The sequence below is a fragment of the Rhizobium ecuadorense genome (assembly GCF_001187535.1).
Classification (GTDB): domain Bacteria; phylum Pseudomonadota; class Alphaproteobacteria; order Rhizobiales; family Rhizobiaceae; genus Rhizobium; species Rhizobium ecuadorense.
The window spans coordinates 54973-77120 of record NZ_LFIO01000367.1 but is presented as its reverse complement, the minus strand read 5'-3'; the positions used below and the strand labels follow the sequence as shown (position 1 = coordinate 77120).

Below are 22148 nucleotides of genomic sequence, written 5' to 3'. Positions count from 1 at the left end.
CGCTTTAGGGCGCAAGCTCCAGGTGTTTAGTCCCGGCATTCGCCAATGATGGCGAGCCGAGCGCCTTTTCAGACACGCCGCGGATCGGCGATGATCGCTGCTGCCCTGTCGGCAAGGCTGAGGCGATCGTTTGGGTTCTTTTCCGTACCGTCGGCGAGAAGCGTGCGGATCGGCGAGGACGGGCCCTCGTTGAGTGCGGTCAGCGCCACCATATTGGCGGCGATCGAGGCGATTTCCTCGCGGATCGCGTCGTCGCGCCCGGTTACCGCCTTTGCCTTCTGCAGCCGCTCGGCAAGGGCGGCGCTGCGCTTGCGGACATCCTCGCCGATCTCAGACGTGACAACGGCGGTGTCCGGCATGGTTGTTGTCGTATCTTCGGCCGTCAGTTCCGCCGGCGGCTCCGCAACCATCCCGGCAAGGCCGGCCTCGCGCAGCACGCGGTTGACCTTGCGGATCTCGGCATTGGCGGCCTTCAACTGCTCCTTCAACTTGGCGATCTCCTGCTGGCGGCGAGCGACCAGGGTTTCCTTTTCGGCTGCGGAAGCGCTGTCGCGCGCGGCATTGTCCTCCAGGCGGATCACCATGTGCTGCTGCTGCGTCAGTTTCTGTTCGGCATCCTTGGCCCGCTTTTGCAGCAGGTTGACGTCCTGGCGCAACGTGTCGCGTTCGTCGCGTAGCGCGTTGGCGCGGAACTTCAGGCTCTCCGCCTCGGTTTCGCGTGCGGCCAGATCGATCCTCAGCCCGTCGGTCTGTTCACCGAGCTTGCTCAGCCGTGTGCGCATCGTCGCCAGTTCGCTCTCCTTGTTGGCCACGGACTGTTCGGCGATATGGAGATTGGTCTTCAACTGGCTGATATAATTTTCGTCCTTGCGCAGACGCGAGCGCTGCTCGGCGGCCTCGACATGCATCTCGCCGATCTGAGCCTGCAATTCGCCGATCTCGGCGGCAAGCCTACCGGCATCGACGGCGAGCGCGTCGTGGCGAAGCTGGAGCGACAGGGATTTCTCGCGCTCGCGCAGCAGGTCCTGGGTGGTGCGGGCATTCTCGGCGGCATAGAGGGCGCGCACCATATCCTTCTGGGCGCGAACCTCCTGCGGGCTGAGCGGCATGGTCGCCTTCAGGCGGTTCTCGGTATACCAGACGATACGGCGGTGAACGGCGGGCGAGACAAGAAAGACGAGAAAGGCCGCGGTCAGGAAGCCCAATCCGAACAAAAGAGCATATTCGATCACGGCGCGGCCATCGATTCGAAGGTTGATAAGAGGTCAGCCGCGATGATTAAGCACGCATGACGCATATGGGCAAGGCCGCCGATGCGGACGGCGGCGCTTTCCGGTGGCTTTGCGGCCTCAGAAGGGGTTCCAGGTCGGAGCCTGGGTGATCTTGAGGTAGCCGACATTGACGCCCAGGCGGGCGCCGACGCCGGTGCGGATCGGCACGACCAGCACGTCGTTGTTCTTGAGCAGCGTCATGCCGAAACCGGCGATCACATAGGCCGAGCCGCTGACGCCGCCGAAGCGGGCATAGATGCCGTTGACGGAGGGCAGGTCGTAGACCAGCATCATCACGCGGGAGCCCTGGCCGCCGTAGTCGAGGCCGAGCGAGGGACCCTGCCAGTAGAGGTTATGTTCGCCGGCGTTCTTGGTGTTCAGCTGGCCTTCGCCGTAGGTAAGACCGGCGATGAAGGCGCCGCCGCCTTCCTGTCCGAGAATGTAGCCATTCGGCAGGCCGTATTTCTGGAAGGCACTCTCGACGACTTTGGCAAGTCCGCCGCTGGCGGAGCCGAAGAAGGAGTGGCCGGCATCGACGATTTCCTGCATCGTGTACTGGCCGTTGTCCTGGGCGGAGGCAGGTCCGGCGACCATCAGCGAGGAAAAGACGAGGGCCGAAAGCAACCTGCAGAAGCCGATGGCTCGGTGCGGAAATTGAGGGCGCATGGTGTCATCCGTTCGTCGTTTGGCTGGGAGCGGGCAACCGCTCGCGGCGATTGGTGCATTTTGCGCCGATGATCTTAACAATCGGTTTACCAAATATGGTGTCATTATGGCACCGAGTACGATCGCAAACTTCGCGCAATTTTGATGAAGCATATTCCCGGGCGCGATGAACTTGCCGCCCCTCAGGAGACGATGATGTCCAAGAACCCCAATCTCACCTTGTCCGGCCCGGATCTGGCCGCGCTTCTTTGCAGCCGCGTTTGCCACGACGTCATTTCACCGGTCGGTGCGATCAACAACGGGCTGGAACTCCTGGATGAGGGTGGCGCCGACGCCGATGCGATGGACCTGATCCGCACCAGCGCGCTCAACGCTTCGGTCCGCCTGAAATTCGCACGCCTCGCTTTCGGCGCTTCGGGCTCTGTCGGCGCTTCGATCGATACCGGCGAGGCCGAGCGCGCAGCCAAGGATTTCGCCATCGCCGAGAAGAAGACCGAAGTGATCTGGAACGGGCCTCGCGCCATCGTCGCCAAGAATCGCGTCAAGCTGCTGCTCAACCTCTTCCTCGTTGCCTATTCCGCAATTCCGCGCGGCGGCGTGCTCGAGGTAACGCTTGAGCATCCCGAGTTCGATGCCAGGTTCAAGCTGACGGCCAAAGGCAAACTGATGCGCCTGCCGCCGAAATTCGTCGAGATATCGACCGGCACGATCGAGGAAGCGATCGACGCGCATTCGATCCAGCCCTATTACGCCGTGCTTCTGGCGCAGGAGTGCGGAATGACGCTTGATCACAGTGCCAGCGCCGAAGAGCTGGTGTTCACGGCGGTGGCCGCGGCGGCCTGATTTCGCACGGGAACGGGTGTCGGTGACCGTCCGGTAACGATTCCTTAGCCTGATGGACCTATCCTCCAGGGTTGTAAGAGGCCTCTTGCTGCGACGAATGCGGGGGGCAAAGGAGCGCCCATGCAAAGGTTCATGATCACCGATAATTCGGATATCGTCCGCAAGGTCGGCAAGCGCATTCTCTCCGAACTCGATTTTCTCGTCAGCGAGGCCTCCAATGCCGGCGAGGCGCTGCAGCGCTGCCAGACGGAGCTGCCGGAATATCTGATCGTCGATTCCGGCATGGAAGGCGCCCTCGACCTCATCGCCGCCATCCGCGCCATGGATGGTGGCAAAGAAGTCAAGATCTACTACTGCGTCGTCGAGGCGGATCTGAAGAAGCTGATGGCTGGCAAACGGGCCGGCGCCACCGACTTCCTGCTGAAGCCGTTCGACCGCAAGATCCTGACCGCCGTCTTCGGAAACCGCGCGATCGCTGCCTGACGGCAGGCCTCTTCCCCTACAGCGTGATGGCGAACGTGCAAGCACGTTCGGCCGCCGGCACTCCGTTTCCTTGATCGAGACGGAGAAGGTTTTACCGCTCATCCAGCCCCAGATCTCTCTTTATCGGGCGGCTTCTCATTGGCCAGGCAGAAACGAAAAATCCCGCCGGAAGGGCGGGATCTTCGTTATCCGATAAGGGGGATCGGAAAAATCAGGCGGTTTCGGCGTATTCGGCACCATCCGGCTCGCGCAGAACGTAGCCGCGGCCCCAGACGGTCTCGATGTAGTTGGCGCCGCCGGCAGCGTTGGCAAGCTTCTTGCGGAGCTTGCAGATGAAGACGTCGATGATCTTCAGTTCCGGCTCGTCCATGCCGCCGTAAAGGTGGTTCAGGAACATTTCCTTGGTAAGCGTGGTGCCCTTGCGGAGCGAAAGCAGCTCCAGCATCTGGTATTCCTTGCCCGTTAGGTGGACACGCTGGCCGCCGACTTCGACAGTCTTGGCATCGAGGTTGACGATCAGTTCGCCGGTCATGATGACCGACTGAGCGTGGCCCTTGGAGCGGCGGACGATGGCGTGGATGCGGGCGACGAGCTCGTCCTTGTGGAAGGGCTTGGTCATGTAGTCGTCGGCGCCGAAGCCGAGGCCGCGAACCTTGTCTTCGATGCCGGCCATGCCCGACAGAATGAGGATCGGTGTCTTGACCTTGGACAGCCGGAGCGTGCGAAGCACTTCATATCCGGACATGTCGGGCAGGTTCAGATCGAGAAGGATGATATCATAATCATACAGCTTGCCCAGATCGACGCCTTCTTCACCCAGATCGGTGGTATAAACATTAAAACTTTCTGATTTGAGCATCAGCTCGATGCTCTGCGCCGTCGCGCTATCATCCTCGATGAGAAGTACCCGCATAATTATCCCCTTTACCGCCGCCGAAAGGTGGTCTGGCCCCCTACACGATACCGAACACGCTACGTGATTTGGAAGCTGCCACGAAATGGTTAACAAATTCTAATTCACTCTGGCAAGGAGTATCGAATTTATTAAATATTTTTTCCATTTCTCTGTTTTCCAATAGGAATCTCAAATGGCGCTCCTAATCTTTAACATTAGGAAATGGCGCTAAGTGATTCATCCGACTCGCCAATGAAAAGGTTCGAACTTAATGCCGCGGCATTTACCGACCCTTAAATCATCGGGCCTATCATTAACGATGCCCGTAAACGAAAGGTTACCAGCGGTAGGTATTTGTTAATATCGCAGGAAATTTTTTAGCAAACCGTGTCAAAGCGGCGCGCAGGGCGGTTTCAAGTTGAGCCGGGGTCTCGCATCACGGGAGTAATGCGTATGAAGTCGCGAGAGAGTCTCGTTCGCCTGAAAGAGTTCCAGGTGAACGAAAAACGACGTCAATTGCAGCAATTGCAGATGATGATGTCCGAATTCGAACGGATGACGAAGGATCTGGAGAGCCAGATCGTCGTCGAGGAAAAGAAGTCCGGTATCTCAGATCCGAATCACTTTGCGTATCCGACCTTCGCCAAGGCCGCGCGTCAGCGGGCCGACAACCTGCAGGTTTCGATCAAGGAACTGAAGATGCAGGAAGAGTCGCTGGAAATGGCGCTCGAGGAGATGCAGGCGGAATATGCAAGGGCGACGGCGCTGGAAGAACGTGACACCAGCGCCCGCGCAAGGGCGTAAGAGAAACAGCGGGCGCCGGCTTCGGCGCCCTGGCGATCGCCACTGAGAAGCCATGTATGACGGGCGCGCTGTCCGTCATACATGGCTTTTGGTGTTTCCACCTTTTAACGTTTGCATGCCGTCCGCCTGCGGATCAGTTCACGACGTCCTGCCATTCCGGATGGCGCTGCGCCTGCGCCTTGAAGAAGGGGCAGAGCGGGATGATCTTCCAGCCGCCGGCGCGGGCAGCTTCTACCGCATAGAGCGCCAATGCCTGGCCGACGCCCTTGCCGCGCAGCGCATCGGGAACGGCCGTGTGGTCGATGATGATGAGTATCGGCGATGCGCGCGAATAGGTCATCTCGGCTTCGTGCCCATCGACCTCGGCCGCATAACGGCCGCCGGAGGCGCTTTCCTCGTTTCGAATGTCCATTGTCTTTCCTCGCGGAGGGATGGGGATATTGTCGCAGGCGACGGTGACACGGCGACGCGATCGTGCCAAGCCGGCGAGGCAATGACTGGAGGAGACGGAGTGTTCAAGAAATATGTCGGGTCGGCGCGAGGTTCGGGCCTATGAGCGCGCTTTCGATGATCCGCCCCATTCTGCTCGTTGCCGCGCCATTCCTGCTGGCACTCGGCCTCATCCTGCCGCTGGTCCGTTTCGAAACGCTGTATCTCTTCGATCAGACCCCGTCGCTCATAGAAATCGTCGTTTCGCTCTGGCAGGGCGGGGATGGGCTGCTGGCGGCGATCGTCGCATTGGTCTCGATCGTGCTTCCGCTTCTGAAGATGGTCGGGATCTCCGCGGAAGCGGCAGGTGCCAGCGGTGGGGCCGGCAACCTGTTTTATCGTCGCGTCGTGCCGCATCTGTCCAAGTGGTCAATGATGGACGTGCTGCTGGTCGCGATCGTCATTGCGGCGGCGAAGACAACGGGGCTGGCGGATGCCTTCACGCAGCCGGGCCTCTGGTGCTACGCGGCGTCGTCAATGATTTCGGGCCTTCTTCATTCCCTTACGGGAGATGCGTCCGGCCCGAAATAAATCTCGATAATGGCGTGCGATCAGTGACGATATTGCTGGATGCGCGTGGTGCGCAGGCCGGCGAGACCGTGGCTGTTGATCGACGATTGCCAGGAGAGGAACTCTTCGACCGTGAGCGTATAACGCTCGCAGGCCTCTTCCAAGCTTAACAGGCCACCGCGAACAGCCGCGACAACCTCTGCCTTCCGCCGGATCACCCAGCGCCGCGTATTGGGCGGCGGAAGATCCGCGATCGTCAGGGGGCTGCCATCGGGGCCGATGACATATTTCACTCGGGGACGTATCATTTCGGTCATTGGACTCTCTACACAACGCAAGACCACGGAGGCCACTCTAGCCTGCCACATTTAAAAATTGCCTAAGCCCTTCGTAAGACTTTGATAACAAATTTAGACGCCCCAGCGAGCCGGCGACCTGGGACGGCCACCTGCCGCGCTGTGATTTTGTCGCGACCTGCAATAGGGGGCTTGCCGAACAAATATAACTGATGTCCCGAGACGAGCTTTGTCGTGGCTGACATAGGGATGAGCGCCAGGCATCTCTCTCTGTTCTTCCCGCTCTATCCGGCCGGCTCGCGCTTTTGACGCTTGGTGCCCTCGATATGCGGAGCAAAACCCGTATTAGCCGATACTCCGGCACGCAACCTCTCGCTGCCGGCGGCGACGTCTGGCGAAGCAGGCGACACGTCGTATGAAGATGAAAAAAGGCGAGCATGCGCGCGGCGATTGCATTGAGGATGCTGGATTTTTCGCCTTCGCGGACCGGTCGCGCCGGCATCTCGTCGAGTGCGGCAAGAAACGGCTTGGCGAGATCGCAAAGTTTGCGGGTTTCGATTTTTTTCGGCTCCCGGCTTTCTCCCGAAAATCGGTTCATCGGCAGCCGGCAGGAAAGCCTTGAGCTTTTACCGGGCCGCCGATTTTCTTCATCGTAGCCGACTGGTGGCCGCGATGAAGCGGATGATCGGGCCGATCTTCAGTGGGGGGCGTTGGCGGGCGGCGGCGCCGACAAACACCGCCGCTTTAACCCGCTTTTTAGATGCATGCGTTGAAGAATTTTTCGTCTGTACGCTCGCACGACGCTGATCTGAAACAATACATCTTCGCCGTCAGACGGGTATTCATGTCCACGCCGGCGCAGGTAATGGCGCGCGGCGCGAAATCGCATGCGGCTCGCAAAGCAGCGACGAGATTGCGATCATTCTCGGTCTCGTCGCATATGGTGGGGATTGTCCAAAAAGCGCGATGCGCAAGCTCGATGCGGTCAGCCGCAGGAGGCGGCCTGTAGAGCATTCAGGGACCGGTTGCCGTGAGGCAGCCGGTCCCTTCTCACAAATCTTAGAAGCCTTTTCCGCGGGTCAGCTCGGATACGACAGTTCCGGCAATGATGCGGATATCCATCACGATCGAGAAGTTGGCGACGTAATAGAGATCGCTGACGATGCGGGCACGCGCCTTGGCCGGACGATCGGTCGGGCCGCGCAGGCCGCGCATCTGAGCAAGGCCCGTCATGCCGGGGCGCATGGCGTGGCGCTGATGGTATTCCGGGACGAGTTCTTCGTAGAGCATGCCGCCGGCGCGCATGCCGATTGCATGGCAGCGCGGGCCGACGACGGACATGTGACCCATCAGCACGTTCAGCAGCTGCGGCAGCTCATCGACGTTCGTGCGGCGCAGGATGGCGCCGACCCGGGTGATGCGCGGATCGTTCTTCACCGTCTGGGCAATACCCGAGACATCGCAGAGATCGGTGCGCATCGAGCGGAACTTGTAGACCTTGATGGTCTTGCAGTTCTTGCCCCAGCGGGTCTGCTTGAAGAGCACCGGTCCCGGGCTGTCGAGCTTGATCAGCAAAGCGACGAACAGAAGGAAAGGGGCAAGGACGAGGAGGGCGCTCAACGACGAAACGATGTCGAACGCCCGCTTCAGGACAAGATCCATCCACGGCGCCTGCGGCGCATCGCTATGGATAACAGGGGTCTGGATCTTCAGACCCGGCAGCTCGCGGCGGCTCGGCCTGAAGGACTCATTCGAAATGGTGTTGTTTAGTTCCGTGATGCTCAAGGATCGTACTCTGTTGTCTTCGAGGGGCGCGGCGGCAAAAGGCGATCAATGGTTAACCCTGTCACCAGGGCTGCACTCAGGTCTTGGTAACCCTACTAAAACGGAAAAATGCGACAATTGTGTAATGGTGTCCAGAGAAATATCGCATTGCAATAAATCTTTCGCATCTGCGTTAAGTTGAGGCAAGCTCATGATATTTCGTTAATAATTGGAATTTCGTCAAGGTTTCTAGGCCTTTGGCGAGGGCTTCCGGGGGTAGTCGAACGTGTTGGATCGGCACGCGACCGACGGTCGTTATGGGGTGTTTTTAACCAATTCCGACGCGAATTTTTTCTAGCCGGGATGCTCGGTCGTTCCCAAACTGTGTCGGAATATGACAAAATCAAGGCGGGATCGGTGACAATCCGGCGCGGGAAAAGTGGAAAAACAGGGTTCAGGCCGAGAATCAGCCAGTCCGGCCGGCTGTTTGCGAATCACTCTCTGACCGCCTGCCGGGGCTCCGGTCGCGTGGATAGCTGATAGTTCCGGGATTGGTGCGGGTTGTTACGCCGGTTCGAGGACGCGTTTCGTGCCGCCCCAGGAGATGAAGTTCGGGTTGGCGAAGTCGAAATCGGCTGCTGCGCCCGTCTTGCCGTAGGTCAGCGGCGCTCCGTCGAGCGTCACCGTCGAACCGCCGGCGGCGCGCAGCACCGCATCGCCGGCCGCCGTGTCCCATTCCATCGTGCGGGTAAAGCGCGGATAGACGTCGGCCTTGCCTTCGGCCAGCAGACAGAATTTCAGCGAGGAGCCGATATTGGTGCATTTGGAGATGGAGTGGTGGGCGAGGAAGCTTCCGGTCTCGGGGCTGTTGTGGCGTAGGCTGGCGAGCGCCAGCCTATCGTCCGGCTGTTCACGCACGGTGATCGCACTGCGCGCACCGACGGTGAATTCGTTGGTGACGACGAGCCTTTCGGCGTGGCCGCGTTCGCCCGAGAAGGCAAGACCGAGTGCCGGGGCGTAGACGATGCCGGCCACCGGGGCGCCATTCTCTATATAGGCGATATTCACGGTGAATTCCTGCCGCCCATCGACGAATTCTCGCGTGCCGTCGAGAGGATCGACCAGGAAGAAGCCGCGGCCGGCGATGTCGGGCACTTTTCCGGCGGCGACCGATTCTTCGGCGACGACGGGTATTTCGGGATAATCTCTGGCGAGATGAGCGAGGATGATGCGTTCGGCCTCCTCGTCGGCGACCGTGACCGGACTTGCATCCGCTTTCATGGCGACCGGGAAACCTTGGCGCAGGACCGTGATGATGGCCTTGCCGGCTTCGAGTGCCGCCCGTTCAAATGTCCTCAGCATTGTCCTTTTGCCGTTCGCCACGCGGGCCGAGCACCCCACTGTCGCCCGTCCGCAAACCATCCCTGTCACCAGATACTCGATGTCACCAGATACTCGATATGGTGTTTCCCGACGCGCCTTGCATCCTCGTCACGCAGTTCCACGAAGCTACCATAAGTTTTCAGCCTTGTCAGACGAAGAAGGGCATTTGCTCGTGAAATGGTATTCGCAAAAGCGCCTGGCTTCGGGTCTGAATTTGCGCCATCTTCCAATTCTATGGAATAGCTTGCGCAACAAGCGGCATCGAGAAATCGTCGGCGATATCTCCGAACCGTTAACTCAGTGGCAGTTTCTGATCAAAAACAGGCCTTTCTTTGCCGATTTTCTGTGGATTTTGGTTCAAAATGCGCCACTTAGGCCTGTTCTGACAAGAATTTGTCGGAGTAAATCCTTTTTGTCTTCACATTTCCACTGAAACCGGTATGCATTCGGCCTATGAGGTTCTCCGAAACGGGGAACCGAAGAACCAAAAAGAGATGCAGCCTGTTCGGCTCGCATCCAGGGGAAAACGACATATGGAGTATTTCGTCCAGCAGCTCTTCAATGGGCTGACGCTTGGATCCATCTATGGCCTTGTGGCTATCGGCTATACGATGGTTTACGGCATTATTGGCATGATCAATTTCGCCCATGGCGATATCTTCATGCTCGGTGGCTTCGCCGCTCTTATCGTCTTTCTCGTCCTTACATCCATCTTCGCAGGTCTCCCGGTGGCAATTCTGCTGCTGGCGATGCTTGTCGTCGCGATGCTGATGACGAGTTTGTGGAATTGGACGATTGAGCGCATCGCGTACCGCCCGCTGCGCGGTTCCTTCCGCCTGGCGCCGCTGATTACGGCGATCGGCATGTCGATCGTGCTGTCCAATTTCATCCAGGTGACGCAGGGTCCGCGCAACAAGCCGATCCCGCCGATGATCAGCTCGGTCTATCAGTTCGGCAACATCTCGGTGTCGCTGAAACAGATCGTCATCATCGTGATCACGGTCGTGCTGCTCGCCGTCTTTTGGTACATCGTCAATCGTACCGCACTCGGCCGTGCCCAGCGCGCCACCGAACAGGACCGCAAGATGGCGGCACTGCTCGGTGTCAATGTCGACCAGACGATTTCCATCACCTTCGTCATGGGTGCGGCGCTGGCTGCCGTCGCCGGCACGATGTATCTGATGTATTATGGCGTCGCGTCGTTCGCCGACGGTTTCACGCCGGGTGTGAAGGCCTTTACCGCAGCCGTTCTCGGCGGCATCGGCTCATTGCCGGGCGCCGTTCTCGGCGGGTTGATGATCGGCCTGATCGAATCGCTGTGGTCGGCCTATTTCACCATCGCGTACAAGGATGTCGCGACCTTCGCCATCCTCGCTTTCGTGCTGATCTTCAAGCCGACGGGTATCCTCGGACGGCCGGAAGTCGAGAAGGTATAACGTCATGGCAAACATTGAAAATTCTGCAGGCAAGCCCGATGCCGGACTTGTCCGCAAAGGCCTTACCGAAGCCCTCTTCGCCGCCATCCTGTCGTTCGGTATGTTCGTTCTCTATGTCGGCCTCAAGACCGACCAGAACATCAACAACGAGCTGATCATCGTCCAGCGCTGGGGGCTGCTTGCGATCTTCGTCGCTGTCGCCGCGATCGGCCGCTTCGCCACGGTGGTTTTCCTGCGGCCGCATCTCGACAGCCGCAAGCTGGCAAAGGCGAGACAGGGCGAACTCCCTATCTCCACCGAGAAGAGCTTCTTCCACCGGCATTTCCTAAAGATCGCGCTGATCGCCCTGCTGCTTTATCCCATGGTGGTGGTGGCGATCAAAGGCCCGCAGGGTTCGCTGACATATGTCGACAATTTCGGCATCCAGATCCTGATCTATGTGATGCTTGCCTGGGGGCTGAACATCGTCGTCGGCCTCGCCGGTCTGCTCGATCTCGGCTATGTCGCCTTCTATGCAGTCGGCGCCTATTCCTACGCGCTGCTGTCGAGCTATTTCGGCCTGTCCTTCTGGGTTCTCCTGCCGCTTTCCGGCATTTTCGCCGCACTCTGGGGCGTCATCCTCGGCTTCCCGGTGCTGCGCCTGCGCGGCGACTACCTCGCCATCGTCACGCTTGCCTTCGGTGAAATCATCCGCCTCGTCCTTATCAACTGGACGGATGTCACCAAGGGGACTTTCGGTATCTCGAGCATTCCCAAGGTGACGCTCTTCGGCATTCCCTTCGACGCGACGGCCGGCGGCTTTGCCAAGGTTTTTCACCTTTCGATGTCCTCGGCTTACTACAAGATCTTCCTTTTTTACCTCATCCTGGCGCTCTGCATGCTGACCGCCTACGTGACCATCCGGCTGCGCCGCATGCCGATCGGTCGCGCCTGGGAAGCGTTGCGCGAAGACGAGATCGCCTGCCGCTCGCTCGGCATCAATACGGTGACGACCAAACTCACGGCCTTTGCGACGGGAGCGATGTTTGCCGGTTTCGCCGGCTCCTTCTTTGCTGCCCGTCAAGGCTTCGTTTCGCCGGAATCCTTCGTCTTCCTGGAATCTGCCGTCATCCTCGCCATTGTCGTCCTCGGGGGCATGGGTTCTCTGACCGGCATTGCGATCGCCGCAATCGTCATGGTCGGCGGCACCGAGGCGCTGCGCGAAATGGACTTCCTGAAAGTGATTTTCGGGCCGACTTTCACGCCAGAATTGTATCGCATGCTGATCTTCGGCCTCGCCATGGTCGTGGTCATGCTGTTCAAGCCGCGCGGTTTCGTCGGTTCGCGTGAACCGACCGCCTTCCTCAAGGCGCGCAAGGCAATATCCGGAAGCTTCATCAAGGAGGGCCACGGTTGATGAGCCCCGTTACCAACACGATGTCCAGCGATACGCTGCTCAAGGTCGAGCACCTGTCGATGAAGTTCGGCGGCCTGATGGCCATCAACGACTTCTCCTTCGAAGCCAAGCGCGGTGACATCACCGCGCTGATCGGGCCGAACGGTGCCGGCAAGACCACCGTCTTCAACTGCATCACCGGCTTCTACAAGCCGACGATGGGGATGATCACGCTTAACCAGAAGAGCGGCAAGCAGTATCTGCTGGAGCGGCTGCCGGATTTTCGCATCACCAAAGAAGCCAAGGTGGCGCGCACCTTCCAGAACATCCGGCTGTTCTCCGGCCTGACGGTTCTTGAAAACCTGCTCGTCGCCCAGCACAACAAGCTGATGAAGGCGTCGGGTTATACGATCCTCGGCCTCGTCGGCATCGGTCCCTACAAACGGGAGGCGGCTGCATCGATCGAGCTAGCCCGCCATTGGCTCGAGAAGGCCGATCTGATCGATCGCGCCGACGATCCGGCAGGCGATCTGCCCTATGGCGCCCAGCGGCGTCTCGAGATCGCTCGCGCCATGTGCACCGGTCCCGAGCTGCTTTGCCTGGACGAACCGGCCGCCGGCCTGAACCCGCGGGAATCGGCAACGCTCAATGCGCTGCTGCAGAACATCCGCGCCGAAACCGGAACATCTATCCTGCTCATCGAGCATGACATGTCGGTAGTGATGGAAATCTCCGACCACGTCGTCGTGCTCGAATACGGCCAGAAGATTTCCGATGGCACGCCGGATCACGTCAAAAACGATCCGAAGGTCATCGCGGCCTATCTCGGTGTCGAGGATGAAGAAGTGGAAGAGGTGATCGCAACCGTCGAGCAGCTCGAAGGAGGAGCAAACTGATGGGCGATGAAGTAATGACGGGTCAACCGCTCCTTCAGGTGAATGGCGTCGAAACCTATTATGGCAATATTCGTGCGCTGGCCGGCATCGATGTCCACGTCAATAAGGGTGAGATCGTCAGCCTGATCGGCGCCAACGGCGCCGGCAAGTCGACGCTGATGATGACGATCTGCGGCAGCCCGCAGGCCCGTACTGGCTCGGTCGTCTTCGAGGGCCGCGACATCACCCACATGCCGACCCACGAAATCGCTCGCTTGCGCATCGCGCAGTCGCCTGAGGGACGCCGCATCTTCCCGCGCATGACGGTTCTGGAAAATCTCCAGATGGGCGCCGGCCTCGACAATCTCAAATATTTCGCCGAGGACGTCGAGAAGATCTTTGCGCTCTTCCCGCGCCTGAAAGAACGCCACGCCCAGCGCGGCGGCACGCTTTCGGGCGGCGAACAGCAGATGCTGTCGATCGGCCGCGCGCTGATGGCACGCCCGAAGCTGCTGTTGCTCGACGAACCCTCGCTCGGCCTTGCGCCGCTGATCGTCAAGGGCATCTTCGAGGCGATCCGCAAGCTCAACGAACAGGAAGGTCTCACCGTGTTCCTCGTCGAGCAGAACGCATTTGCTGCGCTGAGGCTTTCGCACCGCGCTTACGTGATGGTGAACGGCAAGGTGACGATGAGCGGCTCCGGCAAGGAACTGCTCGCCAATCCTGAAGTCCGCGCCGCCTATCTCGAAGGCGGAAGACACTAGCTCGAAGGGGAGTTTGACATGCAGGGACTTTTCTTCGAAAGCGATACCGGTGCCCGCTTGATCATCCGCGCGATCGTCGTGCTGATCGGCTTCTGGACGGCCTGGCGCGCCGGCAAAGCGGTGGCCGAAGGCTGGAACAACTATCCGCTGGCCATCGTCTATACTTTTCTCCTCGCCTGGGCCATGCAGTTCCTGCATCACGCCTTGTTCGATGGGCCGATGCTCAGCGCGCTCTACTACGGCATTGATTTCGTAACGCTGCTGGTCTTCTCGACCGCCGGCTTCCGCTTTCGCCGCACCAATCAGATGGTCAACAACTATTACTGGCTGTACGAAAAAACTTCCGCGTTTTCGTGGAAGGACAAACATTGACAGTCCGTTGAAACTAGGCATGAATTGCCTTCAGAGTGGAACAGCTTTCCTAGCGCAGTCAATGGTGGGTAGTGCGTTGGGCCTTGGACCGGAACCCGCCCAAAAATTGGGAGTAATAATATGAAGAAGTCTCTTCTGTCGGCAGTGGCTCTGACGGCGATGGTCGCCTTCAGCGGCAACGCCTGGGCCGACGTTCTCATCGCTGTCGCTGGTCCGCTGACCGGCCCGAACGCTGCGTTCGGCGCTCAGCTCCAGAAGGGCGCCGAGCAGGCGGCCGCCGACATCAACGCTGCTGGCGGCATTAACGGCGAGCAGATCAAGATCGAGCTCGGCGACGACGTCTCCGACCCGAAGCAGGGCATCTCGGTCGCTAACAAATTCGTTGCCGACGGCGTCAAGTTCGTTATCGGCCACTTCAACTCGGGCGTTTCGATCCCGGCTTCGGAAGTCTATGCCGAAAACGGCATTCTCGAAATCACCCCGGCTGCTACGAACCCGAAGTTCACGGAACGGGGCCTCTGGAACACGTTCCGCACCTGCGGCCGTGACGACCAACAGGGCGCCATCGCCGGCAAGTATCTTGCCGACCACTTCAAGGACGCCAAGATCGCCGTTGTTCACGACAAGACTCCCTACGGTCAGGGTCTTGCCGACGAAACCAAGAAGGCGATGAATGCCGCGGGTGTGACGGAAGTCATGTACGAAGGCATCAACGTCGGCGACAAGGACTTCTCGGCTCTCATCGCCAAGATGAAGGAAGCCGGCGTCTCGATCATCTATTGGGGCGGTCTGCACACCGAAGCCGGTCTCATCATCCGCCAGGCGGCTGACCAGGGCCTGAAGGCAACGCTGGTTTCGGGCGACGGTATCGTCTCGAACGAACTGGCCTCGATCGCTGGCGACGCCGTTGCCGGTACCCTGAACACCTTCGGTCCCGATCCGACGCTGAACCCGGCCAACAAGGAACTCGTCGAAAAGTTCAAGGCCGCCGGTTTCAACCCGGAAGCCTACACGCTCTACTCCTATGCTGCGATGCAGGCGATCGTTGGTGCCGCCAAGGCTGCCGGTTCGGTGGATCCTGAAGCTGTCGCCACGGCCATGAAGGAAAAGGGTCCGTTCACCACGGTTCTCGGCGACATTTCGTTCGACGAAAAGGGCGACCCGAAGATTCCTGGTTACATCATGTACGAATGGAAGAAGGGCGCGGACGGCAAGTACACCTACGTTCCGCAGGGCTCGTAAGCTTAGCTTCCCTTTTTGACAGATGAGATTGAAGCCCGGTTCCGACCGGGCTTCTTTGCTTTGCCGAGGTTTCAAATTCCGTCCTCCGCGGCGCCGCCTATCTGCTGCCGACGGTTTCCGCTCAATATTACATCTCGTGCAGCACGTGCGTCGCTTTCACGGCCGCCGAGGCCCGGTTCTCGACGCCGAGCTTCACGTAGATCTGTTCGAGGTGCTTGTTCACGGTGCGCGCCGACAGTCCCAATATTTCACCGATGTCGCGGTTGGCCTTGCCCTTGGCGATCCAGAGCAGCACTTCGGATTCGCGCTGGGTCAGCGAAAAGCGCTGGCGCAGCATCTCGTCGTCGCTGCGCTGATTGGCGGCGGTGAGACGGAAGAGATATTCGTCGGGGCCGATCGCGCCGAGGAAGGCGAGCTGCAGCGCCGCCTGACCGGCATGGGCGATCGAGATGATGCCGTCGCGTACTGCGGCTGCGCGGTCGCCCATCCAGGTAGCGATATGGCGGACGACGATTTCCATGCCGTCATCGCTGCCCATGGCGGCATTGACCAGCCGTGTCGCCTGCGGCGTCGACCAGTGGACCGCGCCGTCGCCTCTGACTGCCAGCAGATGGCGCCCGGCGGCGTCGAGCGCCACGCGGGCGCTCTGCGCCGAGCGGGCGTTGCGCAAATGGACACGGATGCGGGCCCGCAATTCGTCGATGTTGATCGGCTTGGCGAGATAGTCGACACCGCCGGATTCCAGCGCGTGGACGACATGCTCGGTCTCGGTCAGGCCGGTCATGAAGATGACAGGCACCTGCGCCACCGCTGCATTCGCCTTCAACCTGCGGCAGGTCTCGAAGCCATCCATGGCGGGCATGACGGCGTCGAGCAGGATCAGATCCGGCGTGATTCGCTCGACGATGCCAAGGGCTGCGCTGCCTGAGGTGGCGATCAGCACGGAAAAGCCGGATTGCTCGAGTGCGTCGGTCAGGAAGCCCAGCGCTTCGGGCGAGTCATCGACAAGCAGAACGATGTCGCGGGGGAGGGCCGGCTCAGCCAATGGATTCCACCTTTTCGTCGAAGTCGTGCAGGAAAGTCATGAAGCCGGAGAGATCGAAGGCGGCGACATAGGCGCGAAGTTCTTCGGTGAATGGCTGATTTGCCTCCACCTTGGCAAGGTCCGAAAGCTTGGCTTCGATGCCTCTGATATAGCCGATTTCGCCGAGCCGCAGCAATTCCTGTACATGGGCAGCACCCGGGCTCAGCATCGGCGCTTCGGTCGTCACGGGAATAGCGGGCGCGGCGTCGGCATAGACCCATTTCAGGCCAAGATGCAAAGCGAGCTTGTCGCGCAGCTGGCGAATGTCGACCGGCTTGCCGATCGCATCATTATGACTGTCGTCGCTGTCGCCGAGAACGGCCGCATCGCCGATATTGGCCGAAAGCATCAGCATCGGCGCCGTCTGGCCGGCCTCGCGCAGGCGCGAGACCAGCTGCCAGCCGCTCATGCCGGGCATGAGGATATCGACGAGGAAAAGATCAGGCATGATGCCCTCGATCAGCGTCAGGCATTCGGCTCCGCCTGCTGCCGTCAAAACGATGAAATCGAGAGGCGCCAGGATTTCGCGCATCATTTCGCGATGGTCTTCGTTATCGTCGACGACGACCACCGTGCGGCGCGGGCCGTCATAACCGGCGATGCGCTTTTCCTGCGGTGCGGCGGCCACGGCGCGCATGACGGCGGACAGCATGAGGCGCACGCGGAACGTCGAGCCCTCGTCCTTGACGCTCGAAACAGCAATCTCGCCGCCGAGCGTGTTGGTCAGAAGCCGGGTGATGGTAAGGCCGAGGCCAAGACCCGGCATTGGCCTGACGCTTTCGGCCTCGCCGCGCTGGAAGGGTTCGTAGATACGCGTCAGATCCTTTTCAGCAATGCCGCGGCCAGTATCGGCAACGGTGAAGGTCGCGACCTGGTTGCGATAGGCGACGTCGAAGGTGACGCTTCCCTCGTCAGTGAACTTGATGGCGTTGGAGAGCAGGTTGACGAGGATCTGGCGCAGCCGCTTTTCATCGGTGCGGACAAATTGCGGCAAGGCCGGCGAGCGCTGGTGCAGGAAAGCGAGCCCCTTCACCTGCGCCTGCGGGCGAAACATGTCGACGATCTGATCGAGGAAATCCTGGATGTTGATCTCATTGGAATAGACCTGCAGGCGGCCGGCCTCGATCTTGGAAATATCGAGCAGGCCGTCGATCAGGCCGGAGAGGTGTTCGGCGCTGCGGCGGATGACCTTGATCGAGGATTGGCGCGGCGCCGGGATGGTGTCGTCGCGCTCGAGGATCTGGGCGTAGCCGAGCACGGCGTTCAGCGGTGTGCGCAGCTCGTGGCTGAGGCCGACGACGTAGCGGCTCTTGGCGCGGTTGGCTGCCTCGGCCGTTTCCTTGGCATTCTGCAAGGCGGTGTCGGTCTTCTTGTGGGCGGCGATCTCCTTGAGCAGCAGGGTGTTCTGGCGCGAGGATTCTTCCTCGGCGACGACGCGGCTGTCATGGGCGAGCACATAGAACCAGCAGACGACGCCCGAGATCACCGAGAAGACGAAGAAGACGATGAGGATGGTGCGATTGACGACCTCGGCCGTCTCGGGCGAGGCGGCGGCGACCTGGTGGGCGATCATCGCCAGGATCGCGCCGATAGCAGTCAATGCCAGCGCGACGGCGATGCCGTAGCGGCCGAGGCGCGTCGTCAGCTTGCTTAGAACGGTTTCCGGCAGCAGCACCTTGGCGACAGTGCCGACCTGCGCGTTGAAACGGGCGGCCGGTTTGCACATGTCGTGGCATCGGCTGTCGAGCGAGCAGCAGAGCGAGCAGATCGGTGCGGCATAGGCCGGGCACCAGGCCATATCCTCCGGCTCGAAGGGATGCTCGCAGATCGAGCAGGTGATGCTCGTCAGGTTCTTCCAGCTGTGGCGCGGCTTGCGGGCGAGGTAGAACTTGCCCTTCGTCGCCCAGGCAAGTGCCGGCGAGGCGATAAGCGCGATGACGAGGGTGATATAGGGCGCCAGCGAGGCGGCGGTCGCGCCAAAGGCGCCGAAATGGGCAATCAGCGACACCGTCGCCGACAGCGTCATGGCGCCGAGGCCGACCGGATTGATGTCGTAGAGATGGGCGCGCTTGAACTCGATGCCGGGCGGAGCGAGGCCAAGCGGCTTGTTGATGAAGAGATCGGCGGAGATCGTGCAGAGCCAGGCCATGGCGATGATCGAGAAGATGCCGAGCGTCTCCTCCAGCAGCCGATAGATGCCGAGTTCCATCAAAAGCAGGGCGATTGCGACGTTGAAAACCAGCCAGATGACGCGGCCGGGATGGCTGTGGGTCAGCCGCGAGAAAAAGTTCGACCAGGCGAGTGAGCCGGCATAGGCATTCATCACGTTGATCTTCAGCTGCGAGACGACGACGAAGGCGGCCATCAATAGCAGCGCGGCATTCTGCCAGGGCACCATATAGCCGAAAGCGGTCAGATACATCTGCGCCGGATCGGCGGCACGATCGACCGGTACGCCCGAGGCCAAGGTCAGCACGACGAGGAAGGAGCCGGCCAGCAGCTTTGGCGCGCCGATGACGACCCAGCCGGGTCCGGCAAGGAAGACGGCTAGGCGATGGCGCCACTTGCGCCGCGGCTCCGGCGGCAGGAAGCGCAGGAAGTCGGCCTGCTCGCCGATCTGCGACATCAGCGCCAGAATGACGGCCGAGGCGGCGCCGAACTGCACCAGATCGAATTCGGCGATGGTGCCGGGCGGGCCCGAGGCATGGCGAATGCCGGCAAAGGCGCGCCAGAGATCGAACTTTTCCCAATCCATGAAGGCGATGAAAATGAAGGGCAGGATGTTCAGCACGATCCAGAAGGGCTGGGTCACCAACTGGAATTTGCTGATCAGCCGCACGCCGTGCGTCACCAGCGGGATCACCATGACGGCGCTGAGGATGTAGCCGATCCAGAGCGGAATGCCGAGGGTAAGCTCCAGCGCCCCGGACATGATCGAGGCCTCGATCGCAAACAGCATGAAGGTGAAGCTCGCATAGATCAGCGAGGTGATGGTCGAGCCGATATAGCCGAAGCCGGCGCCGCGGGTCAGAAGGTCGATGTCGACACCGTGGCGGATGGCGTAGCGGCTGATCGGCAGGCCGATTGCCAGCATGGCGATCGAAGCGACGAGAATGGCATAAAAGGCGTTGGTGGTGCCGTAGGAGAGAGTGATGGCGCCGCCGATCGCCTCGAGCGCCAGGAAGGAGATCGCGCCGATCGCCGTCTGCGCGATGCGCTGCGAGGAGAAATGGCGGGCGCTCTTTGCGGTGAAGCGCAGCGCATAATCTTCCAGCGTCTGGTTGGCGACCCAGCGATTGTATTCGCGTCTCACCGGAATGATGCGTTGGCGCGCTGCCATGTCTTCCTTCCGGCATTCCGGTTGGGCTTCTCGTCTCGAAACAGTTTTGGCGGGATGGGTGAGAAAGGCAAGGGCGGAGCACTGGCAGATTCACGGAACCGCCATATTTTTGAAGCCGGTCTGTCACACCAGCCCTCTAACTCTCCCGCCGCTCCTTCCAATCATTACAGGTATCACCCATGTCTGCTTCGAGCCTTTTCCGCCTGAGCACCGCCCTCGTCTGCCTCGTTTCGATCGTGCCGTCGCTTGCCGGCGCCGAGCAGGCCGCGGCGGCGAAAGCGCCTTATGTCGAGACCGGAAACACCAACAAGCGCGGTGACGCCTGCTTCTCGACGGTGGACACCAATGCCGCCGTTCATCTCCTCTCCGGTTTCCTCGAAATCTGGACCCCGCGCACGCCCTTCGTCGATGCGGGTGTGGAAGCCCCGGCCAAGGACAATTGCCCTGCGGTCGCCAAGACGGATTGGGATGGCATTCCCCTCAGCACGACCGATGGTCAGGTCGTCAACAAGCTCGTCCATGATGCGAACATCGCCTATGTGGTCAAGGCGACGCGGGCGCGGACGGCCGATCAGGCGGTCGCCGCCTATCTCGACGACCGGCGCGGCAAGAATGCCAGCATCGTCGATGGCCTCGGCCCGCTGACGGCTGCCTGGAAGGCCGGCTCGAAGCAGACCACCACGATCACCGAGGTGGCTGCCGATGCGACGACGGTCAAATATGACGACAAGGGCAACAATCGCGGCGCCGGCAGCAAGCCGGACACGGAAAACAAGACCGATGCCAATCCGGACATGGGTCTTGCGATCGACTTCATCAATGCCGCCAGCGGTGACGGTTCGACGGAACCCGCCAAGCGCTATTTCAAATATGGCCGTCCCTATCGCTGGAGCCAGGACGTGTCGGTTGTCCCGACCTTGGTGCCCGCCAAGAGCGGCAAACCGGTCGAGGACGGCGGGTTCCCGAGCGGCCATACGGCGGAAGCCTGGCGGGATGCACTTGCCATGGCCTATCTCGTGCCGCAGCGTTTCCAGGAAATGGTCACACGCGCCAGCGAGCTGGGTGAAGACCGGATCCTTTCCGGCATGCATTCTCCGCTCGACGTGATGGGCGGCCGGATGCTTGGCACGGCGACTGTCGTCTACAATCTGAACAAGGCCGATAATACAGCGCTGAAGAGCGATGCCTACGCCCAGGCGCAATCATGGCTCATCGCCAAATCCGGCGTTGCCGATGCGGGCGCGCTCGAAGTCGCAGCGCATGCGGCGCCGATCGCCGCAGACCGTTTTGCCGATCATGACGCCAATCGCGCTTACGTGCTGCAGCGCCTGAGCTACGGAATGCCGACGATCCATGCGACCGATCAGCCGGCTCGCGTGCCGCAAGGCGCCGAGGCGCTTCTCGAAACGCGTCTGCCCTATCTCGACGGCGAGCAGCGTCGCGACGTGCTGAAGACGACGGAGATCGCCTCGGGTTATCCGCTCATCGACGATGCGGAAGGTTACGGTCGTCTCAACCTGTTTGCCGCCGCCGATGGCTACGGTGCCTTCGAGCAGGATGTCACCGTGACGATGGACGCGGCAAAGGGCGGCTTCAATGCGATCGACAGCTGGCGCAACGATATCGGCGGCAAGGGCAGGCTAGTGAAGCGCGGCAGCGGTATTCTCGGCCTTTCCGGCGCCAACAGCTATGCCGGCGGCACCGTGCTCGAAGAGGGCGCGCTGGCGGCCGGGTCATCTTCGGCTTTCGGCACCGGCGGGCTGACGGTCAATGGCGGTTCGCTCGTGGTGGCGGCCGACAAGCCGTTGACCGTGAGCGGCGACTATCAGCAGCTCGCCCACGCGACGGCAAAGCTGGCGCTCGGCGCGAACGGTGCCGGCACACTTGTTGTCGAGGGCAAGGCGGCGCTCGCTGGCGATCTCGACGTGACGCTTGCCGATGGTTTTGCCCCGGCACCCGGGACAAAGATCGAGATCCTGAAGGCCGGTAGCGTCGCCGGCACCTTCGGCAAGGTCACTTTTCCTGGCCGCAAGGCCAGCCTTTCCTACAGCCCGACATTGGTCACCCTGACGATTGACGGATAATTTTCTTCTCAAACCAAGAGGGCATTCCCAATGGCGGGGATGCCCTTTGCTTTCCCTGTGTCCGTTTGCCCCCTGCGCCTACGTCATTTTGCGTATGTGTTTTTGCGATGCAGCACCCGATAGTCCCCTCGGCAACAGTTAAATTCCGTTTCCGGCCTGTTGCAGAACAAGA

The 22148-nt window shown here is 60.5% G+C and carries 20 protein-coding genes; 11 read left to right on the top strand and 9 right to left on the bottom strand.

Annotation, left to right across the window (positions count from 1 at the left end; genetic code table 11):
- Window positions 1-68 precede the first annotated feature (68 nt).
- Both AF337_RS07950 and AF337_RS07945 read right to left on the bottom strand, forming a co-directional pair.
- On the bottom strand, window positions 69-1232 hold the full coding sequence (locus AF337_RS07950; RefSeq protein WP_049731680.1) for a coiled-coil domain-containing protein: 1164 nt from the start codon (window positions 1230-1232) through the stop codon (window positions 69-71).
- A gap of 117 nt (window positions 1233-1349) precedes the next feature.
- Window positions 1350-1937 carry a DUF1134 domain-containing protein gene (locus tag AF337_RS07945; protein ID WP_049731679.1) on the bottom strand — a complete coding sequence of 196 codons (588 nt, stop codon included), beginning with the start codon at window positions 1935-1937 and terminating at the stop codon, window positions 1350-1352.
- 195 nt (window positions 1938-2132) lie between these two features.
- Here AF337_RS07945 and chpT point away from each other — a divergent pair, with 195 nt between their 5' ends.
- A complete protein-coding gene (chpT, locus tag AF337_RS07940) occupies window positions 2133-2780 on the top strand; it encodes a histidine phosphotransferase ChpT (RefSeq protein ID WP_049731718.1) in 648 nt (215 codons plus the stop codon).
- Between the two features lie 120 nt (window positions 2781-2900).
- Complete coding sequence (locus tag AF337_RS07935; protein ID WP_003566026.1) at window positions 2901-3263, top strand: response regulator; 363 nt, start codon at window positions 2901-2903, stop codon at window positions 3261-3263.
- A 211-nt stretch (window positions 3264-3474) separates the two neighbouring features.
- Here AF337_RS07935 and ctrA read toward each other — a convergent pair whose 3' ends face one another.
- Window positions 3475-4176, bottom strand: a complete 702-nt coding sequence (gene ctrA, locus AF337_RS07930; RefSeq protein WP_003542362.1) for a response regulator transcription factor CtrA — start codon at window positions 4174-4176, stop codon at window positions 3475-3477.
- A gap of 435 nt (window positions 4177-4611) precedes the next feature.
- Between ctrA and AF337_RS07925 the strand changes: the two genes are divergently transcribed.
- Window positions 4612-4962 carry a hypothetical protein gene (locus AF337_RS07925; RefSeq protein ID WP_003566024.1) on the top strand — a complete coding sequence of 117 codons (351 nt, stop codon included), beginning with the start codon at window positions 4612-4614 and terminating at the stop codon, window positions 4960-4962.
- Between the two features lie 133 nt (window positions 4963-5095).
- Here the strand turns inward: AF337_RS07925 and AF337_RS07920 are convergent, their stop codons facing one another.
- Window positions 5096-5374: a GNAT family N-acetyltransferase gene (locus tag AF337_RS07920; protein WP_049731678.1), complete on the bottom strand. Its 279-nt coding sequence runs from the start codon at window positions 5372-5374 to the stop codon at window positions 5096-5098.
- Window positions 5375-5514: 140 nt separating this feature from the next.
- Between AF337_RS07920 and AF337_RS07915 the strand changes: the two genes are divergently transcribed.
- Window positions 5515-5982 (top strand): paraquat-inducible protein A, encoded by a 468-nt coding sequence (locus AF337_RS07915; protein WP_049731677.1) that lies wholly within the window; start codon window positions 5515-5517, stop codon window positions 5980-5982.
- 20 nt (window positions 5983-6002) lie between these two features.
- On the opposite strand, the gene sciP is transcribed toward AF337_RS07915, so the two are convergent.
- The 3 genes from sciP to cysQ form a co-directional block, all read right to left on the bottom strand.
- Window positions 6003-6278, bottom strand: coding sequence for a CtrA inhibitor SciP (gene sciP, locus AF337_RS07910; protein ID WP_007533628.1), 276 nt, complete (start codon window positions 6276-6278; stop codon window positions 6003-6005).
- Between the two features lie 1038 nt (window positions 6279-7316).
- Entirely contained in the window at window positions 7317-8042 is a 726-nt protein-coding gene (locus tag AF337_RS07895; protein WP_049731674.1) for a sugar transferase, read from the bottom strand.
- A gap of 543 nt (window positions 8043-8585) precedes the next feature.
- Window positions 8586-9383, bottom strand: a complete 798-nt coding sequence (gene cysQ, locus AF337_RS07890; protein WP_049731673.1) for a 3'(2'),5'-bisphosphate nucleotidase CysQ — start codon at window positions 9381-9383, stop codon at window positions 8586-8588.
- A 554-nt stretch (window positions 9384-9937) separates the two neighbouring features.
- Here cysQ and AF337_RS07885 point away from each other — a divergent pair.
- From AF337_RS07885 to AF337_RS07860, 6 genes are all read left to right on the top strand, one after another.
- Complete coding sequence (locus AF337_RS07885) at window positions 9938-10840, top strand: branched-chain amino acid ABC transporter permease (protein WP_049731672.1); 903 nt, start codon at window positions 9938-9940, stop codon at window positions 10838-10840.
- 4 nt (window positions 10841-10844) lie between these two features.
- Window positions 10845-12236, top strand: a complete 1392-nt coding sequence (gene livM / locus AF337_RS07880; RefSeq protein ID WP_049731671.1) for a high-affinity branched-chain amino acid ABC transporter permease LivM — start codon at window positions 10845-10847, stop codon at window positions 12234-12236.
- The gene (locus AF337_RS07875) at window positions 12236-13111 is read left to right on the top strand and encodes an ABC transporter ATP-binding protein (protein WP_049731670.1); all 876 of its coding nucleotides are present in this window, start codon (window positions 12236-12238) and stop codon (window positions 13109-13111) included. Before livM ends, AF337_RS07875 begins: the two co-directional genes overlap by 1 nt.
- Window positions 13111-13854 (top strand): ABC transporter ATP-binding protein, encoded by a 744-nt coding sequence (locus tag AF337_RS07870; RefSeq protein WP_184344971.1) that lies wholly within the window; start codon window positions 13111-13113, stop codon window positions 13852-13854. The genes AF337_RS07875 and AF337_RS07870 overlap by 1 nt, the downstream gene beginning before the upstream one ends.
- A gap of 18 nt (window positions 13855-13872) precedes the next feature.
- Window positions 13873-14226 carry a DUF6867 family protein gene (locus AF337_RS07865; protein ID WP_049731669.1) on the top strand — a complete coding sequence of 118 codons (354 nt, stop codon included), beginning with the start codon at window positions 13873-13875 and terminating at the stop codon, window positions 14224-14226.
- 120 nt (window positions 14227-14346) lie between these two features.
- Window positions 14347-15468 carry a branched-chain amino acid ABC transporter substrate-binding protein gene (locus AF337_RS07860; RefSeq protein ID WP_049731668.1) on the top strand — a complete coding sequence of 374 codons (1122 nt, stop codon included), beginning with the start codon at window positions 14347-14349 and terminating at the stop codon, window positions 15466-15468.
- 127 nt (window positions 15469-15595) lie between these two features.
- Here AF337_RS07860 and AF337_RS07855 read toward each other — a convergent pair whose 3' ends face one another.
- Window positions 15596-16513, bottom strand: a complete 918-nt coding sequence (locus tag AF337_RS07855; protein WP_049731667.1) for a response regulator transcription factor — start codon at window positions 16511-16513, stop codon at window positions 15596-15598.
- A complete protein-coding gene (locus AF337_RS07850; protein WP_049731666.1) occupies window positions 16506-19892 on the bottom strand; it encodes a hybrid sensor histidine kinase/response regulator in 3387 nt (1128 codons plus the stop codon). The genes AF337_RS07855 and AF337_RS07850 overlap by 8 nt, the downstream gene beginning before the upstream one ends.
- A 179-nt stretch (window positions 19893-20071) precedes the next feature.
- Between AF337_RS07850 and AF337_RS07845 the strand changes: the two genes are divergently transcribed.
- A complete protein-coding gene (locus AF337_RS07845) occupies window positions 20072-21976 on the top strand; it encodes an acid phosphatase (RefSeq protein WP_049731665.1) in 1905 nt (634 codons plus the stop codon).
- Window positions 21977-22148: the final 172 nt, after the last annotated feature.

Coding starts and splice junctions, on each gene's coding strand:
- cysQ (WP_049731673.1), bottom strand. CDS start 9,383: ATGCTGAGGACATTTGAACGGGCGGCACTCGAAGCCGGCAAGGCCATC.
- AF337_RS07845 (WP_049731665.1), top strand. CDS start 20,072: ATGTCTGCTTCGAGCCTTTTCCGCCTGAGCACCGCCCTCGTCTGCCTC.
- ctrA (WP_003542362.1), bottom strand. CDS start 4,176: ATGCGGGTACTTCTCATCGAGGATGATAGCGCGACGGCGCAGAGCATC.
- AF337_RS07920 (WP_049731678.1), bottom strand. CDS start 5,374: ATGGACATTCGAAACGAGGAAAGCGCCTCCGGCGGCCGTTATGCGGCC.
- AF337_RS07915 (WP_049731677.1), top strand. CDS start 5,515: ATGAGCGCGCTTTCGATGATCCGCCCCATTCTGCTCGTTGCCGCGCCA.
- AF337_RS07860 (WP_049731668.1), top strand. CDS start 14,347: ATGAAGAAGTCTCTTCTGTCGGCAGTGGCTCTGACGGCGATGGTCGCC.
- AF337_RS07875 (WP_049731670.1), top strand. CDS start 12,236: ATGAGCCCCGTTACCAACACGATGTCCAGCGATACGCTGCTCAAGGTC.
- livM (WP_049731671.1), top strand. CDS start 10,845: ATGGCAAACATTGAAAATTCTGCAGGCAAGCCCGATGCCGGACTTGTC.
- AF337_RS07885 (WP_049731672.1), top strand. CDS start 9,938: ATGGAGTATTTCGTCCAGCAGCTCTTCAATGGGCTGACGCTTGGATCC.
- AF337_RS07925 (WP_003566024.1), top strand. CDS start 4,612: ATGAAGTCGCGAGAGAGTCTCGTTCGCCTGAAAGAGTTCCAGGTGAAC.
- AF337_RS07935 (WP_003566026.1), top strand. CDS start 2,901: ATGCAAAGGTTCATGATCACCGATAATTCGGATATCGTCCGCAAGGTC.
- AF337_RS07865 (WP_049731669.1), top strand. CDS start 13,873: ATGCAGGGACTTTTCTTCGAAAGCGATACCGGTGCCCGCTTGATCATC.
- sciP (WP_007533628.1), bottom strand. CDS start 6,278: ATGACCGAAATGATACGTCCCCGAGTGAAATATGTCATCGGCCCCGAT.
- AF337_RS07850 (WP_049731666.1), bottom strand. CDS start 19,892: ATGGCAGCGCGCCAACGCATCATTCCGGTGAGACGCGAATACAATCGC.
- chpT (WP_049731718.1), top strand. CDS start 2,133: ATGTCCAAGAACCCCAATCTCACCTTGTCCGGCCCGGATCTGGCCGCG.
- AF337_RS07945 (WP_049731679.1), bottom strand. CDS start 1,937: ATGCGCCCTCAATTTCCGCACCGAGCCATCGGCTTCTGCAGGTTGCTT.
- AF337_RS07870 (WP_184344971.1), top strand. CDS start 13,111: ATGGGCGATGAAGTAATGACGGGTCAACCGCTCCTTCAGGTGAATGGC.